This is a genomic window from Serratia sp. BNK-33-b, from assembly GCF_048684565.1.
Lineage (GTDB): Bacteria > Pseudomonadota > Gammaproteobacteria > Enterobacterales > Enterobacteriaceae > Serratia > Serratia marcescens.
Map to the genome: position 1 here is coordinate 4,491,045 of NZ_JBLQTZ010000001.1, position 16,849 is coordinate 4,507,893.

19 protein-coding genes are annotated in these 16,849 nt (G+C 59.5%); 10 read left to right on the forward strand and 9 right to left on the reverse strand.

The features are described from left to right. Positions 1-67: 67 nt before the first annotated feature. Positions 68-1,045 (reverse strand): elongation factor P--(R)-beta-lysine ligase, encoded by a 978-nt coding sequence (gene epmA / locus ACMGGK_RS21710; protein ID WP_004929681.1) that lies wholly within the window; start codon positions 1,043-1,045, stop codon positions 68-70. A 385-nt stretch (positions 1,046-1,430) separates the two neighbouring features. Between epmA and frdA the strand changes: the two genes are divergently transcribed. From frdA to blc, 5 genes are all read left to right on the forward strand, one after another. Continuing rightward, positions 1,431-3,227 (forward strand): fumarate reductase (quinol) flavoprotein subunit, encoded by a 1,797-nt coding sequence (gene frdA / locus ACMGGK_RS21715; protein WP_028127563.1) that lies wholly within the window; start codon positions 1,431-1,433, stop codon positions 3,225-3,227. Further along, complete coding sequence (locus tag ACMGGK_RS21720) at positions 3,220-3,954, forward strand: succinate dehydrogenase/fumarate reductase iron-sulfur subunit (protein WP_004929676.1); 735 nt, start codon at positions 3,220-3,222, stop codon at positions 3,952-3,954. The genes frdA and ACMGGK_RS21720 overlap by 8 nt, the downstream gene beginning before the upstream one ends. Before the next feature lie 14 nt (positions 3,955-3,968). Beyond that, complete coding sequence (gene frdC, locus ACMGGK_RS21725) at positions 3,969-4,361, forward strand: fumarate reductase subunit FrdC (protein ID WP_025305010.1); 393 nt, start codon at positions 3,969-3,971, stop codon at positions 4,359-4,361. A 12-nt stretch (positions 4,362-4,373) separates the two neighbouring features. Continuing rightward, positions 4,374-4,733: a fumarate reductase subunit FrdD gene (gene frdD, locus ACMGGK_RS21730; RefSeq protein WP_420277195.1), complete on the forward strand. Its 360-nt coding sequence runs from the start codon at positions 4,374-4,376 to the stop codon at positions 4,731-4,733. 84 nt (positions 4,734-4,817) lie between these two features. Beyond that, entirely contained in the window at positions 4,818-5,351 is a 534-nt protein-coding gene (gene blc, locus ACMGGK_RS21735) for an outer membrane lipoprotein Blc (RefSeq protein ID WP_033638927.1), read from the forward strand. On the opposite strand, the gene sugE is transcribed toward blc, so the two are convergent. From sugE to efp, 4 genes are all read right to left on the reverse strand, one after another. Next, entirely contained in the window at positions 5,345-5,662 is a 318-nt protein-coding gene (sugE, locus tag ACMGGK_RS21740; protein ID WP_004929669.1) for a quaternary ammonium compound efflux SMR transporter SugE, read from the reverse strand. The genes blc and sugE overlap by 7 nt on opposite strands. Positions 5,663-5,854: 192 nt before the next feature. Then, positions 5,855-5,986 carry an entericidin A/B family lipoprotein gene (locus ACMGGK_RS21745; protein ID WP_004929668.1) on the reverse strand — a complete coding sequence of 44 codons (132 nt, stop codon included), beginning with the start codon at positions 5,984-5,986 and terminating at the stop codon, positions 5,855-5,857. Between the two features lie 120 nt (positions 5,987-6,106). Further along, positions 6,107-6,238, reverse strand: coding sequence for an entericidin A/B family lipoprotein (locus ACMGGK_RS21750; protein WP_004929667.1), 132 nt, complete (start codon positions 6,236-6,238; stop codon positions 6,107-6,109). 70 nt (positions 6,239-6,308) lie between these two features. After that, complete coding sequence (gene efp / locus ACMGGK_RS21755; RefSeq protein ID WP_004929666.1) at positions 6,309-6,875, reverse strand: elongation factor P; 567 nt, start codon at positions 6,873-6,875, stop codon at positions 6,309-6,311. A 42-nt stretch (positions 6,876-6,917) separates the two neighbouring features. On the opposite strand from efp, the gene epmB reads away from it, so the two are divergent. After that, positions 6,918-7,946, forward strand: a complete 1,029-nt coding sequence (epmB, locus tag ACMGGK_RS21760; protein WP_028127561.1) for an EF-P beta-lysylation protein EpmB — start codon at positions 6,918-6,920, stop codon at positions 7,944-7,946. 88 nt (positions 7,947-8,034) lie between these two features. Here the strand turns inward: epmB and ACMGGK_RS21765 are convergent, their stop codons facing one another. The 4 genes from ACMGGK_RS21765 to ACMGGK_RS21780 form a co-directional block, all read right to left on the reverse strand. Continuing rightward, positions 8,035-8,379: a DUF4156 domain-containing protein gene (locus tag ACMGGK_RS21765; protein WP_025305007.1), complete on the reverse strand. Its 345-nt coding sequence runs from the start codon at positions 8,377-8,379 to the stop codon at positions 8,035-8,037. Between the two features lie 243 nt (positions 8,380-8,622). After that, positions 8,623-10,269, reverse strand: coding sequence for a chaperonin GroEL (gene groL / locus ACMGGK_RS21770; RefSeq protein ID WP_004929662.1), 1,647 nt, complete (start codon positions 10,267-10,269; stop codon positions 8,623-8,625). 44 nt (positions 10,270-10,313) lie between these two features. Continuing rightward, on the reverse strand, positions 10,314-10,607 hold the full coding sequence (locus ACMGGK_RS21775; protein ID WP_004929661.1) for a co-chaperone GroES: 294 nt from the start codon (positions 10,605-10,607) through the stop codon (positions 10,314-10,316). A 189-nt stretch (positions 10,608-10,796) separates the two neighbouring features. Beyond that, positions 10,797-11,285: an FxsA family protein gene (locus ACMGGK_RS21780; protein WP_004929660.1), complete on the reverse strand. Its 489-nt coding sequence runs from the start codon at positions 11,283-11,285 to the stop codon at positions 10,797-10,799. A 368-nt stretch (positions 11,286-11,653) separates the two neighbouring features. Here ACMGGK_RS21780 and aspA point away from each other — a divergent pair, with 368 nt between their 5' ends. The 4 genes from aspA (at position 11,654) to ACMGGK_RS21800 (ending at position 16,843) form a co-directional block, all read left to right on the forward strand. Further along, positions 11,654-13,090, forward strand: a complete 1,437-nt coding sequence (gene aspA / locus ACMGGK_RS21785) for an aspartate ammonia-lyase (RefSeq protein WP_004929659.1) — start codon at positions 11,654-11,656, stop codon at positions 13,088-13,090. 324 nt (positions 13,091-13,414) lie between these two features. Next, positions 13,415-14,716 carry an anaerobic C4-dicarboxylate transporter gene (locus tag ACMGGK_RS21790; protein ID WP_118892531.1) on the forward strand — a complete coding sequence of 434 codons (1,302 nt, stop codon included), beginning with the start codon at positions 13,415-13,417 and terminating at the stop codon, positions 14,714-14,716. 109 nt (positions 14,717-14,825) lie between these two features. Further along, complete coding sequence (gene cutA / locus ACMGGK_RS21795; RefSeq protein ID WP_015376376.1) at positions 14,826-15,149, forward strand: divalent cation tolerance protein CutA; 324 nt, start codon at positions 14,826-14,828, stop codon at positions 15,147-15,149. Further along, entirely contained in the window at positions 15,125-16,843 is a 1,719-nt protein-coding gene (locus tag ACMGGK_RS21800) for a protein-disulfide reductase DsbD (RefSeq protein WP_164053124.1), read from the forward strand. Before cutA ends, ACMGGK_RS21800 begins: the two co-directional genes overlap by 25 nt. Positions 16,844-16,849: the final 6 nt, after the last annotated feature.

Consider the following 16,849-nt stretch of genomic DNA (forward strand, 5'->3'; position numbering starts at 1 on the left):
CGCTTCTCGCGATAAAAAAAGGGTCGGCAAATGCCGACCCTTTTTGCTTTTTTCACCGCCTGAAACGTCAGGCGATCCCGACCGGGAAGGCCAACACGTCGCTCAGGCTCTCGGCGCCCAGCGCCAGCATCACCAGACGATCCACGCCCAGCGCTACGCCGGAACATTCCGGCATGCCGTGCTGCAACGCCGCCAACAAGTTGTAGTCGATCGGTTGCTGCGGCAGACCGCGCTCCGCGCGTTTGCGGTTGTCCTGCTCGAAGCGCTGCTGTTGTTCACGGCCGTCGGTCAGCTCGCGGAAACCATTCGCCAGCTCAATGCCCTTGAAGTACACCTCAAAACGCTCCGCCACGCGGTGGTCTTCGGTGCTGATCTCCGCCAACGCCGCCTGGCTGGCCGGGAAGTGGTAAACGAACGCCGGCTTTTCACGGCCGATATGCGGTTCCACGCCCACGGTGAACAGCAGCTGCAGCAGCGTATCGCGATCTTCTTCGGTATCGGCGATGTTGCTCAGATCGAGTTTGGCCGCCGCTTCGCGCAGCTGCGCCTTCTCCGCCGACAGCGGATCGATGTCCAGATGGCGCAGGAACGCTTGCTGATAGGACAGGGTCTCCGCGCTCTCGCAGTCCAGCACCTGTTGCAGCAGATCGTCCACCTCATTCATCAGGCGGTACATGTCGTAGTGCGGACGGTACCACTCCAGCATGGTGAATTCGGGGTTATGGTGCCGCCCGGCCTCTTCATTGCGGAAGCTGCGCCCCATTTGGTAGATCGGGCCGCTGCCCGCCGCCAGCAGGCGCTTCATGTGATATTCCGGGCTGGTCATCATGTATAGCGTCAGGCCCTCTGCCGCCCCCGGCCCGACGAAACGCGTCTCGAACGGGAACAGGTGAACGTCGGTGACCGTCGCCTGGCTCATGGTGGGCGTCTCAACTTCCAGCACGCCACGATCGGCGAAGAAACGCCGGATCTCAGCCAGAATCGCTGCGCGTTTCAACAAATTGGCGATGGGTGCACTAGGCTGCCAGCTTGCCGTTTCGCTCATGGTAATTAACTCCGAAATCAAACAGGGGATGCAGTCTACTCGCATCCTTGCAGCCAAACAAATTCTTCACGATGCGCAACCGGCCATAACGCCAATTTCCGATAAATAGGCGGCAAAAGCGCGTTAAAAAGGGTAAAGCACGCCGAACGCGCGAAAAGGCAGGCAAGCCTGTTGGGCAAGCGTTAATCGACAAAACAATCGATCACATCAAATTTCGACTACTTAACTTTAGGTATAGTTAATTCCCCATTATTGGTGGGAGATATCTATCCTTAACCTTTAAGCAACATTAATCGGTTCAATTAGTTAGCACCCGAAGAGTTCGCTAAATTTTAAGCATAGATATTTAACTTGCCGTTCTTAACAAGAACATTGGAGGAATGCAGTGCAAACCTTTAACGCCGATCTTGCCATTATTGGGGCCGGGGGCGCTGGTTTACGTGCAGCAATAGCCGCAGCGGAAGCCAATCCCCAACTGAAAATCGCGCTGATCTCTAAGGTCTACCCGATGCGCAGCCACACGGTCGCCGCCGAGGGGGGCTCCGCCGCCGTCACTCAGGATCATGATACCTTCGACTACCACTTCCACGACACCGTCGCCGGCGGCGACTGGCTGTGCGAGCAGGACGTGGTCGATCACTTCGTGCATCAGTGCCCGCGCGAGATGACCCAGCTCGAACAATGGGGCTGCCCGTGGAGCCGCAAACCGGACGGTTCGGTCAACGTGCGGCGTTTCGGCGGCATGAAGATCGAACGCACCTGGTTCGCCGCCGACAAGACCGGCTTCCACATGCTGCACACCCTGTTCCAGACCTCGCTGAAATACCCGCAAATTCAACGCTTCGACGAGCACTTCGTGCTGGATATCCTGGTGGATGACGGCCAGGCGCGCGGCCTGGTGGCGCTCAACATGATGGAAGGCACCCGCGTGCAGATCCGCGCCAACGCGGTGGTGATGGCCACCGGCGGCGCCGGGCGCGTTTACCGCTACAACACCAACGGCGGCATCGTCACCGGCGACGGCATGGGCATGGCGTTCCACCACGGCGTACCGCTGCGCGACATGGAGTTCGTGCAGTATCACCCGACCGGCCTGCCCGGTTCCGGCATCCTGATGACCGAGGGCTGCCGCGGCGAAGGTGGCATCCTGGTGAACAAAGACGGCTACCGCTACCTGCAAGACTACGGCATGGGCCCGGAAACCCCGCTGGGCGAGCCGAAGAACAAATACATGGAGCTGGGCCCGCGCGACAAAGTGTCCCAGGCCTTCTGGCACGAATGGCGCGCCGGCCGCACCATCGCCACCCCACGCGGCGACGTGGTCTACCTCGATCTGCGCCACCTGGGCGAGAAAAAGCTGCTGGAACGGCTGCCGTTCATCTGCGAACTGGCCAAGGCCTATGTCGGCGTCGATCCGGTGAAAGATCCGATCCCGGTGCGCCCTACCGCGCACTACACCATGGGCGGCATTGAAACCGACCAGAACTGTGAAACCCGCATCAAGGGGCTGTTCGCGGTCGGCGAGTGCTCCTCCGTCGGCCTGCACGGCGCCAACCGCCTCGGCTCCAACTCGCTGGCGGAACTGGTGGTGTTCGGCCGCGTCGCCGGTGAGCATGCGGCGCGCCGCGCGCTGGAAACCGCGCCGGCCAACGGCAGCGCGCTGGATGCGCAAACCCGCGACGTCGAAACCCGCCTGAGCAACCTGATGAAGCAGGAAGGCAACGAAAACTGGGCGAAGATCCGCGACGAAATGGGGCTGTCGATGGAAGAAGGCTGCGGCATCTACCGCACGCCGGAGCTGATGCAAAAAACCATCGATAAGCTGGCCGAGCTGAAAGAGCGCTTCAAACGCGTCAAAATCACCGACAACTCCAGCGTGTTCAATACCGATCTGCTGTACACCATCGAGCTGGGCTACGGCCTGGACGTCGCCGAATGTATGGCGCACTCCGCGTTTAACCGCAAAGAGTCGCGCGGCGCCCATCAGCGCCTGGACGAAGGCTGCACCGAGCGTGACGACGTCAACTTCCTCAAGCATACGCTGGCGTTCCATAACCCGCAGGGCGCGCCGCGTCTCGAATACAGCGACGTGAAAATCACCAAACTGCCGCCGGCCAAACGCGTCTACGGCGCAGAAGCCGAAGCGCAGGAGAAAAAGAATAAGGAGCAGGCAAATGGCTGAGATGCAAACCCTGAAGATCGACGTCATGCGCTATAACCCGGAAAGCGACGCCGAACCGCATTTCGTCACTTACGCCGTGCCTTACGACGAACAGACCTCGCTGCTCGATGCGCTGGGCTATATCAAGGATAACCTGGCGCCGGATCTCTCCTACCGCTGGTCTTGCCGCATGGCGATCTGCGGCTCCTGCGGCATGATGGTCAACCGCGTGCCGAAGCTGGCGTGCAAAACCTTCCTGCGCGACTACGTCGGCGGCATGAAGGTCGAAGCGCTGGGCAACTTCCCGATCGAGCGCGATCTGGTGGTCGACATGACCCACTTCATCGAAAGCCTGGAGGCGATCAAACCGTACATCATCGGCAACGATCGCAAACCGGAGGATGGCCCGAACGTGCAGACCCCGGCGCAGATGGCCAAGTACCACCAGTTCTCCGGCTGCATCAACTGCGGCCTGTGCTACGCGGCGTGCCCGCAGTTCGGCCTCAACCCCGAGTTTATCGGCCCGGCGGCAATCACGCTGGCGCACCGCTATAACCTGGACAACCGCGACCACGGCAAGAAACAGCGCATGCCGCAGCTCAACGGCCAAAACGGCGTCTGGAGCTGCACCTTCGTCGGCTATTGCTCCGAAGTCTGTCCGAAACACGTCGATCCCGCCGCCGCCATCCAGCAGGGCAAGGTGGAGAGCGCCAAAGACTTCATGATCGCCATGTTGAAGCCGCAATAAGGGAGAAAATTGCCATGACAACTCAACGTAAGCCCTATGTGCGCACCATGACGCCCACCTGGTGGCAAAAGCTCGGCTTCTACCGTTTCTACATGCTGCGTGAAGGCACCTCGGTGCTGGCGGTCTGGTTCAGCATCGTGCTGCTCTACGGCGTGTTCGCGCTGAAGGGCGGCGCCGAGAGCTGGGCCGGCTTCGTCGGCTTCTTACAGAACCCGCTGGTGCTGTTAATCAACGTCGTCGCCCTGCTGGCGGCGGCGCTGCACACCAAAACCTGGTTCGATCTGGCGCCGAAGGCCGCCAATATCGTGGTCAACAGCGAGAAAATGGGACCGGGCCCCATCGTGAAAGGGCTGTGGGCCGTCACGATCGTCGTCAGCGTGGTCATCCTGGCCGTGGCCCTGTTCTAATCCGGAGGAATCATGATAAATCAAGCACCTAAACGCTCCGACGAGCCGGTTTTCTGGGGATTGTTCGGCGCCGGCGGCATGTGGGGCGCGATCGTCGCGCCGGCTATCGTGCTGCTGGTCGGCATCCTGCTGCCGCTGGGGCTGTACCCCGGTGAAGCGCTGGGTTACGAGCGCGTGCTGGCGTTCTGCCAGAGCCTGATCGGCCGCCTGTTCCTGCTGCTGATGATCATTCTGCCGCTGTGGTGCGGCCTGCACCGCATCCACCATGCGATGCACGATCTGAAGATCCACGTGCCGGCCGGCAAGTGGGTGTTCTACGGTCTGGCAGCAATCCTCAGCGTCGTCACCGTCATCGGCGTCGTCACTCTGTAAACCGCTCGGGTGGCCAACGCCCGTTGGCCGCCCTTTTCTCATCGGCTACACTGTCTACTCGCCCCCGGTAAACAGGAGTCACCGATGCGTTTATGGTCAAAGCTTAGCGTCATGCTTTCCGCCCTGCTCTCCGTGGCCTGCAGCGTCTCCCCGCCTAAAGACATCAAGGTCGTGACCCCTTTCGACAGCCAGCGCTATCTCGGCACCTGGTATGAGATCGCTCGTCTGGATCATCGTTTTGAACGCGGTTTGCAGCAGGTGACCGCCCATTACGGCCCGCGCGCCGACGGCGGACTGAAAGTCATCAATCGCGGCTTCAATGCGCAAAAACAGCAATGGCAAGAAAGCGAAGGCAAAGCCTACTTTATCGGTTCACCGCAGGTCGCGGCGCTGAAAGTGTCGTTCTTCGGCCCCTTCTATGGCGGCTACAACGTGATAGCCCTGGATCCGGAATATCGCTACGCGCTGGTTTGCGGCCCTAACCGCGACTATCTGTGGATCCTGTCGCGCACGCCGACGCTTGACGCCAGCGTACGCGACCGTTTATTGCAGACAGCCAAGGGCTACGGTTTCGCCACCGATGCGCTGATCTGGGTGCAGCAGTCCGCCGATCAGTGACTGCTGAACTTCAGCCCGAGTATGCCGACCACGATCAGGCACAGGCTGATGATGCGCGCAATATTGGTCGATTCCCCCAACAGCACCATGCCCATGATGGCCGCGCCCACCGCGCCGATGCCGGTCCACACCGCGTAGGCGGTGCCGGCGGGCAGCGTTTTCATGGCGTTGGCCAACAGCAACATGCTGACCACCATTGCGGCGATGGTGATGATGCTCGGCGTCAGCCGGGTAAAACCGTGGGTGTATTTCAGACCGATAGCCCAAACCACTTCGAGCAAACCGGCGATAAGCAAAATAATCCAGGCCATGAGACGGCCTCCCTACCACTGGGGTCGTCCCCGATAAAATGACGCGTAAACGGGTCGTCCCGTTCAGCTGAGTGATGAATGGCGGGCAACCTCACCCGCACTGCGGCAGGATAGCAGCAGCGTTAACGCGCAAGCAAGAGGTGGAAATGCGGCGGCCCTCCGCAGCGGGAACGCCGCCGGGTGGAATGCGGATTATTCCGCGCTGCGCTGAATAGCCTTGCCGCCGGCCTGAATGTCTTCACCCACGCCGCGGGTGGTATTGCAGGCGGTCAGCGAGCTCAAAATCATCAAAGAGAAGATCGCGATAATACTTTTCTTCAGCATAAGAAAGTCCTTATTTGTCGTTGATGAAAAAGTACGGCTTTCTAAGCGTAGTCAAAATTGGCGCAGAGAGTGGAATCGCCACCGGCTTTGTGGCGCGAATACATCGGGTTAAGGGCCGGGTCAGCTGGCCGTGCGCGAAATGGCGCCGCCGAGATGCTGAACGTCTTCGCCGAAACCGCGAAACGTATTGCAACTGCTGAGGGAGAAAAGGAACAACAGGGAGAGCACGGCCAACAACGTTTTCTTGAACATGCGGATTTTCTGCCAACGAACGGGGATGGGGTAAAACAGAGGAACCGCCAGGGTTCCTCTGTTTTGAAACTTATTTAACGCGAGAGACGTATTCGCCAGAGCGAGTGTCAACCTTGATCACTTCGCCGATCTGGACGAACAACGGCACTTTCACCACGGCGCCGGTGCTCAGGGTCGCCGGCTTGCCGCCAGTCCCTGCGGTATCGCCTTTCAGGCCAGGATCGGTATCGGTGATTTCCGCTTCGATGAAGTTCGGCGGCTGAACGGCGATTGGACGGCCATCCCACAGGGTGATGATGCACTCTGCGTTATCCTGCAGCCATTTGGCCGCGTCACCGACGGTTTTGCCGTCAACCTGATGCTGTTCGAAAGACTCAGGGTGCATGAAGTGGTAGAACTCACCGTCGCTGTACAGGTAGTTCATGTTGGTGTCCATCACGTCTGCGCCTTCGCAAGAATCGGTAGACTTGAAGGTTTTTTCCACGCGGGTGCCGGTCAGCAGACGACGCATTTTCACGCGTGCAAACGCCTGGCCTTTGCCCGGCTTAACGAACTCACTGGCTTCGACGGCGTAAGGTTCGCCCTCGAACATGATTTTAAGACCCGGACGGAAATCGTTGCTAGAATAAGTCGCCATGATGGCCCTCTGAATATTTGAACTGGTAGCTTAGCCAAAAAAATGGCACACATTATAACCCAAAGTACGGCACATAGAGAAGATTGGTTGCATCAACTCGCCGATGTTATTACCGATCCCGATGAATTACTGCAGCTTTTGTCACTGAATACGCACCCGGAACTGCCGCAGGGGCGAGATGCCCGCCGGCTGTTTGCCCTGCGCGTGCCGCGCGCCTTCGCTGCGCGCATGCGCCCCGGCGATGCCAACGACCCGCTGCTGCGCCAGGTGCTGACCGCCAGAGAAGAGTTCATCAACGCCCCAGGGTTCACCACCGATCCGCTCGATGAGCAGCGCAGCGTGGTGCCGGGCCTGCTGCACAAATACCGCAATCGCGCGCTGCTGCTGGTCAAAGGCGGCTGTGCGGTCAACTGCCGTTACTGCTTCCGCCGCCACTTCCCCTATCAGGATAATCAGGGCAACAAGAACAACTGGCGGCAGGCGCTGGATTATATCCGCCAACACCCGGAACTCGACGAGATCATTTTTTCCGGCGGCGATCCGCTGATGGCCAAAGACAGCGAGTTGGAGTGGCTGGTCGGCGAACTGGAGGCCATCCCGCACCTGAAACGCCTGCGCATTCACACCCGTCTGCCGGTGGTGATCCCGGCGCGCATTACGCCGGCGTTGTGCCGCCTGCTGTCAGCCTCGCGCCTGCAGGTGCTGATGGTCACACACATCAACCACGCCAACGAAATCGACCGCGAGCTGCGGAGCGCCATGGCCCAGCTGCGCCTCGCCGGCGTCACGCTGCTCAACCAGAGCGTGTTGCTGCGCGACGTCAACGACGATGCCGACACGCTGGCGGCGCTCAGCAACGCGCTGTTCGACGCCGGCATCCTGCCCTACTATATCCACGTGCTGGACAAGGTGCAGGGCGCGGCGCACTTCATGGTCAGCGACGATGAAGCGCGCGTCATCATGCAGGCGCTGCTGAGCAAGGTGTCCGGTTATCTGGTGCCGCGCCTGACGCGTGAAGTGGGCGGCGAACCGAGCAAAACGCCGATCGACCTGCGCCTGATGCAGGAATGACGCGCGCCACATGGCCCGATGGAACGAAAAGAGGAATGCCGTGGCATTCCTCTTTTTTTATCTCTGTGCGGCGTTTGGCCTCAGCGCCTTACGGGCACTTGTAAACCTGGCCGACCATTTTGCTGTCCAGCGGCGCGAAGCTGGAGAGCAGGTTCTGGCTTGGGCTGTTGGCGCCGTAAATGACGTTGCCGCCCATCGCCGCCGCCTTGTTGCGCAGATCGTTGGCCGCACCGCGCATGGAGCTGCCCTCACCGCCGTTGCCGGACAGCCAGTTGCTCTGGGTGCCGGTCACTTCCCCCAGCAGCTGGCATTCCGCCGCCGGCTTGCTGTCGGTGAACTTGATCTGCTGACCCGCAGCGGTCAGTTCATGAGTGGTGCTGCAACCCGCCAGCAGCATCGCTGCCGAAAGACCCAGTAAGGCTTTAATCCGCATCTTGTTCCCCATTCGATGTTGAGAATTACGCAAAAGCTTATCAGAAAGCGATGCCATCTCTTAAGCATCCGTTGCCACGGCTAGCGGGCCAACGTCTTGAGCGACAGCTGATGACTTACCAGTTTACCAGTTAAATCGCCTCCGGCGGCAAAAATATCATCAAATACAGTGCGGCGGCGCTCAGGCATAAAAAACCCCGGTCACTTGACCGGGGTTCTCAGCACACAAGCGTGTGGGGGATGATTACATCATGCCGCCCATACCGCCCATGCCACCCATGCCGCCTGCTGCGCCCAGATCCGGTGCGTCAGCCTTCGGCAGGTCGGTGACCATGCATTCGGTGGTGATCATCAGGCCAGCCACGGAAGCCGCGTACTGCAGAGCAGAACGGGTCACTTTGGTTGGATCCAGGATACCCATCGCGATCATGTCGCCGTATTCTTCAGAGTAAGCGTTGTAGCCGTAGCTGCCTTCGCCCGCTTTCACCTGGTTGGCGATAACGGAAGCTTCTTCACCGGCGTTGACCACGATCTGACGCAGAGGGGCTTCCATTGCGCGCAGCGCAACTTTGATACCCACGTTCTGGTCTTCGTTGTCGCCTTTCAGCGCGGCGATTTTGCCTGCAACGCGGATCAGCGCGACGCCACCGCCGGCAACCACGCCTTCTTCCACTGCAGCGCGGGTCGCGTGCAGGGCGTCTTCAACGCGTGCTTTCTTCTCTTTCATTTCAACTTCAGTCGCTGCGCCAACCTTGATAACGGCAACGCCGCCGGCCAGTTTCGCTACGCGCTCCTGCAGTTTTTCACGATCGTAGTCAGAGGTCGCTTCTTCGATCTGCTGACGGATCTGAGCAACGCGGCCCTGGATGGTCGCTTCGTCGCCCACGCCATCGATGATGATGGTGGTGTCTTTGTTGATGACAACGCGTTTCGCCTGACCCAGGTCTTCCAGGGTGGCTTTTTCCAGCTCCAGACCGATCTCTTCAGAGATAACGGTACCGGCAGTCAGGGTCGCGATGTCCTGCAGCATGGCTTTACGACGGTCGCCGAAGCCAGGCGCCTTAACGGCAGCCACTTTCACGATACCGCGCATGGTGTTGACCACCAGGGTCGCCAGCGCTTCACCTTCAACGTCTTCAGCGATGATCAGCAGCGGTTTGCCTGCTTTGGCAACGGCTTCCAGCACCGGCAGCATTTCGCGGATGTTGGAGATCTTCTTGTCAGCCAGCAGGATGAACGGGCTTTCCAGCTCAACAGAACCGGTTTCCGGCTTGTTGATGAAGTATGGGGACAGGTAACCGCGGTCGAACTGCATACCTTCAACCACGTCCAGCTCGTCTTGCAGGCCGGTGCCTTCTTCAACGGTGATAACGCCTTCTTTGCCCACTTTCTCCATCGCTTCCGCGATCAGTTTACCCACGGTTTCGTCGGAGTTGGCGGAGATGGTGCCCACCTGAGCGATAGCTTTGGAATCGGAGCAAGGTACGGACAGTTTTTTCAGTTCTTCAACCGCAGCGACAACCGCTTTGTCGATGCCGCGCTTCAGATCCATCGGGTTCATGCCGGCAGCAACCGCTTTCAGGCCTTCGGTGATGATGGATTGAGCCAGTACGGTTGCCGTGGTGGTGCCGTCGCCCGCCGCGTCGTTCGCTTTGGAGGCCACTTCTTTCACCATCTGTGCGCCCATGTTCTCGAACTTGTCTTCCAGCTCGATTTCACGCGCAACGGAAACGCCGTCTTTGGTGATGGTTGGTGCGCCGAAAGATTTATCCAGCACTACGTTGCGGCCTTTCGGGCCCAGGGTCACTTTTACTGCATCAGCGAGAACATTCACGCCGCGGAGCATTTTCACGCGAGCGTCATTGCCGAATTTTACGTCTTTAGCTGCCATTGGTATTTCCCTTCAACTCGTTCAGTTCAGAAGATAAAGCGCAATTACGCTTCAACAATTGCCAGAATGTCGCTTTCGGACATGATCAACACTTCTTCATTGTCGATCTTCTCTGCTTTCACGCCGTAGCCGTCGTTGAAAATCACGATATCGCCAACTTTCACATCCAGCGGTTGGATGTTGCCGTTTTCCAGCACACGCCCTTTACCCACTGCAACCACTTCACCGCGAGTGGATTTACCCGCAGCAGAGCCAGTCAGGACGATGCCGCCAGCAGATTTTGATTCAACTTCTTTGCGCTTGACGATAACGCGGTCATGCAATGGACGAATACTCATTGAACGCTCTCCTGTAAGAAGGTCTCTATCAGATTTAGGGTTGTACACCGGGTGGTTGTTATTACCGGCCTCGTGGCATTTGAGATGGGGGCGTTCCAGCCCCCTTCAAGGGGGCTAGCGAAAAAAATTTCGCATTTTTGGTTCGGCGAGTGCCGCAGAGATGAAAAACGCGGCCTGGGCCGCGTTTGCTTAACGATCGTGAGGTTTGCGATCCTCGTCCGGGCGATGTTCCAGCACCGGGCGCTCGTCGTCCTTGCGCTGGAATTCGCCGTCAAAGGTATTGCCGTTGGCGGCGTCGCCGCCCGTCCAACCGCCGGGGCGATACACCGACAGATGCGGCATCAGCTTCAGCGTCAGCGATTTTTGCACCGGCGGCAGCAGCAGCAGCAGGCCGAGGAAGTCGGTGAAGAAGCCCGGAATCAGCAGCAGGAAGCCCGCCAGCACCAGCGAAACGCTTTTCACCATTTCCGCCGCCGGGCTTTCGCCGGCCGCCAGTTTTTGCTGCATCTGGACGAAGGTTTTCATGCCCTGATTGCGCACCAGCGAAATGCCGACGCAGGAGCTGAACACCACCAGCAACAGGGTGACAGCCACGCCGAGCACGGCGGCGACTTTGATAAAGATGGATATTTCTATGTAAGCCAGCAGAAATATCAGCAGTAGCGGTAACCAGCGCACCTGGTTCTCCTATCGGTAGGTAAAGCGCGGCCGCCAAGGGGGCGACGGCGCGAAAAAAGAGGCCGTAAACGGCCGACACCATTACAATGAGGGCATCCCCCCACCATTTCAACCGAGAGCCGGTTTTTATTGCTAAAGTTCACAAACGTGAAAGAAGTCACAGAACCGGAAAAGGGCATATCCTTAAACACCATAAGGTGATCTGGATTCAGTCATTTCTTATCAACCAGCATATGATCTGGGCAGCAACGGGCGATTTGGTTAATCGTTTCACGCCCCAAGCCTTCGGCAATATTAATTTAGGCTGTGCCCTTTAGCCTTGACCTGACAAATTATTAATTCGGCAGCAACACATAGAGAAGGTTCTCATGTCAAACAACATTCGTATCGAAGAAGACCTGTTAGGAACACGTGAAGTCCCCGCAGACGCTTACTACGGAGTTCACACTCTGCGTGCGATTGAAAACTTCTACATCAGCAACAGCAAAATCAGCGATGTCCCTGAGTTCGTTCGCGGCATGGTGATGGTGAAAAAGGCCGCGGCGATGGCCAACAAAGAACTCAAAACCATTCCGCGCAAAATCGCCGACGTGATCATCCAGGCCTGCGACGAGGTGCTGGATAAAGGCAAGTGCATGGATCAGTTCCCGGTAGACGTATTCCAGGGCGGCGCGGGCACCTCGCTGAACATGAATACCAACGAAGTGCTGGCGAACATTGGCCTGGAGCTGATGGGCCACCAAAAAGGCGAATACCAGTACCTGAATCCGAACGATCACCTCAATAAGTGTCAGTCCACCAACGACGCCTACCCGACCGGGTTCCGCATCGCGGTGTACGCCTCCAACCAGAAACTGATCGACGCCATCAACCAGCTGCGCGAAGGCTTCGATCGCAAAGCGAAAGAGTTCGAAACCATCCTGAAAATGGGCCGCACCCAGCTGCAGGACGCGGTGCCGATGACCCTCGGCCAGGAATTCCACGCCTTCAGCGTGCTGCTGAACGAAGAGACCCGCAACCTGCACCGCACCGCGGAGCTGCTGCTGGAAGTGAACCTGGGCGCCACCGCCATCGGCACCGCGCTCAACACCCCGGAAGGTTACCAGCCGCTGGCGGTGCAAAAACTGGCGGAAGTCAGCGGCCTGCCGGTGGTACCGGCGGAAGACCTGATCGAAGCCACCTCCGACTGCGGCGCCTACGTGATGGTGCACAGCGCGCTCAAACGCCTGGCGGTGAAACTGTCCAAAATCTGCAACGACCTGCGCCTGCTCTCCTCCGGCCCGCGCGCCGGCCTGAACGAAATCAACCTGCCGGAGCTGCAGGCGGGATCGTCCATCATGCCGGCCAAAGTGAACCCGGTGGTGCCGGAAGTGGTCAATCAGGTGTGTTTCAAGGTGATTGGCAACGACACTTGCGTTACCATGGCGGCCGAAGCGGGCCAGCTGCAGTTGAACGTGATGGAGCCGGTGATCGGCCAGGCGATGTTCGAGTCGATCCACATCCTGACCAACGCCTGCTACAACCTGCTGGAAAAATGCATTAACGGCATCACCGCGAATAAAGAAGTCTGCGAACACTACGTCTTCAACTCGATCGGTATCGTCACCTATCTGAACCCGTTCATCGGCCACCATAACGGTGACATCGTCGGGAAGATCTGCGCCGAAACCGGCAAGAGCGTGCGCGAAGTGGTGCTGGAACGCGGCCTGCTGACCGAAGCCGAGCTGGATGACATCTTCTCCGTGGAGAACCTGATGCACCCGGCCTATAAAGCCAAACGCTATACGGATGAAAATGAACAATAACAGACCTACCCGGTAGCCCTGAAAGGCACGCTAAATCCTCTGGATAGCGTGCCTTTTTACTTTTAGGCGCCCACAAAATTTTAACGTTTTATTTTCAATTTACACCCTAAATCATTGGGACTGCATCAAGGCGGCAAGAGCGCAAGTCCCCAGGAGCTTACTCAAGTAAGTGACTGGGGTGACAAATCTGCCGGGAGCAGATTTGAACGCTGTATTCAGCGGCCCCGCAGGGGGGAGGCCCAAGGATGGGCCGAATAGTGCTCGCAGCCAACACCGATGCAGTTTCAAGGATGACGGGAAATCTCATTTTAAGGAGTAAACACTATGCTAGCCGTAGAATTGGTTATCGTTCTGCTGGCCATCTTTTTAGGGGCCAGATTGGGCGGTATCGGTATCGGGTTCGCGGGGGGGCTGGGCGTTCTGGTCCTGGCGCTGATCGGCGTCAAGCCGGGCAGCATCCCTTTCGACGTGATTTCCATCATCATGGCGGTGATCGCGGCGATCTCCGCCATGCAGGTCGCCGGGGGGATGGACTACCTGGTGCAGCAGACCGAAAAGCTGCTGCGCAAGAACCCCAAACATATCACCATTCTCGCCCCTATCGTCACCTACTTCCTGACCATCTTCGCCGGCACCGGCAACATCTCGCTCTCGGCGCTGCCGGTGATCGCCGAAGTGGCGAAAGAACAGGGCATTAAACCTTGCCGGCCGCTGTCGACCGCCGTCGTCTCCGCCCAGATCGCCATCACCGCCTCGCCGATCTCCGCCGCGGTGGTGTACATGTCTTCGGTGATGGAAGGCCACGGCGTCAGCTACCTGCACCTGCTGATGGTGGTGATCCCGTCCACCTTCTGCGCCGTGCTGGTGATGTCGCTGCTGGTGACCTGGCTGTTCGACTCCAAGCTGTCTAACGATCCGGTCTACCTGAAACGCCTGGAAGAAGGCCTGATCACCCTGCGCGGCAACAACGCGCTGGCGATCAAACCGCGCGCCAAAGCCTCGGTGCTGCTGTTCCTGCTCGGCGTGCTGTGCGTGGTCGCCTACGCCATCATCAACAGCCCGGGCCTGGGCCTGGTGGCCAAGCCGCTGATGAACACCACCAACGCCATTCTGATCATCATGCTGAGCGTCGCCACGCTGACCACCCTGCTGTGCCGCGTCGACACCGACATGGTGCTGAACTCCAGCACCTTTAAGGCCGGCATGAGCGCCTGTATCTGTATCCTCGGCGTCGCCTGGCTGGGCGATACTTTCGTCCAGGCCAACATCGATTGGATCAAAGAGACGGCCGGCAGCGTCATTCAAGCACACCCGTGGCTGCTGGCGGTGATTTTCTTCTTCTGCTCGGCGCTGCTGTACTCGCAGGCCGCCACCGCCAAGGCGCTGATGCCGATGGCGCTGGCGCTGAACGTGTCGCCGCTGACCGCCGTCGCCTCCTTCGCCGCCGTTTCCGGCCTGTTCATCCTGCCGACCTACCCGACGCTGGTCGCCGCGGTGCAGATGGACGATACCGGCACCACGCGCATCGGCCGCTTCGTGTTCAACCATCCGTTCTTCATTCCCGGCACCATGGGCGTGATCTTCGCTGTGGTATTCGGCTTCCTGCTCGGCAGCGTCATGCTGTAACGCTTCGACCGGGGCTGCGGCCCCGGTTTTCCTTTTGGCGATAAACTCACCTTCTAGCCAATCCGCCTTCAGGGTATAGTGCCCATTCGAACCGATGAGAGGGCTGAAGATGTCTGATTGCGAAGCTGTCGTCATACTCTGTACCGCACCCGATGAAGCCAGCGCCCAGGAACTGGCGGCGCGGGTCCTGGGCGATAAGCTGGCGGCCTGCGCCACGCTGCTGCCCGGCGCCACCTCGCTGTATTACTGGGAAGGGAAACTGGAACAGGAATACGAGGTGCAGATGCTGTTCAAAAGCGATCGCCGCCGTCAGCAGGCCCTGCTCGACACCCTGAAACAACATCACCCCTACCAGACGCCCGAGCTGCTGGTATTGCCGGTGATGGCCGGAGATAAAGACTACCTGTCATGGATCAACGCTTCATTAAACTGATTTTGCTGCTGTGCAGCCTGTTCTTCCTGCCGCAGGCGGCGCAGGCTTCGCTGTTCGCACCGACGGGCGGCAGCCAGTTCGTGCCCGTCGATCGGGCCTTCGCTTTCGATTTCAAACAGCAAGGCAACCAGGTAACGCTGAACTGGCAGATCCGCCCCGGCTATTACCTGTATCGTCAGCAGATCAAACTGGTGCCCCAGCAGGCGACGCTTGGCGCCTTTACCCTGCCGGAAGGATTGAGCCACAAGGACGAGTTCTTCGGCGAAGTCGCCATCTTCAAGCAGCAGCTTAATCTGCAGGTGCCTCTGCAACAGGCGGCGGCCAACGCCAGCCTCAGCGTCACCTATCAGGGCTGCGCCGAGGCCGGTTTCTGCTATCCGCCGGAAACCCGGGTGATCCCGCTGGATGCCGTCAGCGCAAACGCTGCCGCCCCGCTCCCGGCCGCTGCACCGGCTGAAGCGCCCGCCGCACCGGCCAGCCTGCCGTTTTCGCCGCTGTGGGCGCTGCTGATCGGCATCGGCATCGCCTTCACGCCGTGCGTGCTGCCGATGTACCCGCTGATCTCCGGCATCATCCTCGGCCGTGACCGGCCACAAAGCAGCGGCCGCATTCTGGCGCTGGCGGTGGTTTACGTGCAGGGCATGGCGCTGACCTATACCCTGCTCGGGTTGGTGGTGGCCGCCGCCGGCCTGCAGTTCCAGGCGGCGCTGCAACATCCTTATGTCTTGATCGGCCTGTCGGTGCTGTTCATCGCCCTGGCCCTGTCGATGTTCGGCCTCTATTCCCTGCAGCTGCCTTCCGCACTGCAAACCCGGCTGGCTAACTGGAGCAACACCCAGCGCGGCGGCTCGCTGACCGGCGTGTTCCTGATGGGCGCCCTGGCCGGGCTGATTTGCTCGCCCTGCACCACCGCGCCGCTCAGCGCCATCCTGCTGTATATCGCCCAGAGCGGCAATCTGTGGGCCGGCGGCGGCACGCTATACCTGTACGCGCTGGGGATGGGCATTCCGCTGGTGATCGTCACCCTGTTCGGCAACCGCCTGCTGCCGCGCAGCGGCCCGTGGATGCAGTACGTGAAAGAGGCCTTCGGCTTCGTCATTCTGGCGCTGCCGGTGTTCCTGCTGGAGCGAGTGATCGACGATCTGTGGGGCATGCGTTTGTGGAGCCTGCTCGGCCTGGCGTTCTTCGGTTGGGCCTTCGCCCTGAGCCTGAGAAGCGCGCGCGGCTGGGCGCGCGCCCTGCAACTGCTGCTGCTGGCGGCGGCGGTGATCGCCGCACGGCCGCTGCAGGACTGGGCTTTCGGCGCCGACCAGGCGCAGCAGGCCGCTCAGCCACACCTGGCCTTTACCCGCATCAACAACGTCGAACAGCTCGATCTGGCGCTGCAACAGGCGCGCGGCAAGCCGGTGATGCTGGATCTGTACGCCGACTGGTGCGTAGCCTGTAAAGAATTCGAGAAATACACCTTCAGCGATGCGGCGGTGCAGGCGAGCCTGGCCAACGCGGTGCTGCTGCAGGCGGATGTGACCGCCAACAGCGCGGAACAGGCGGCGCTGCTGAAGCATCTGCAGGTGCTGGGGCTGCCGACGATCCTGTTCTTCGATCCGGCGGGCCAGGAACTGACGGCGCAGCGGGTCACCGGTTTTATGAAGGCGGAAGCCTTCAACGCGCATTTGCAGAAAGTGATGCGATAACTGACA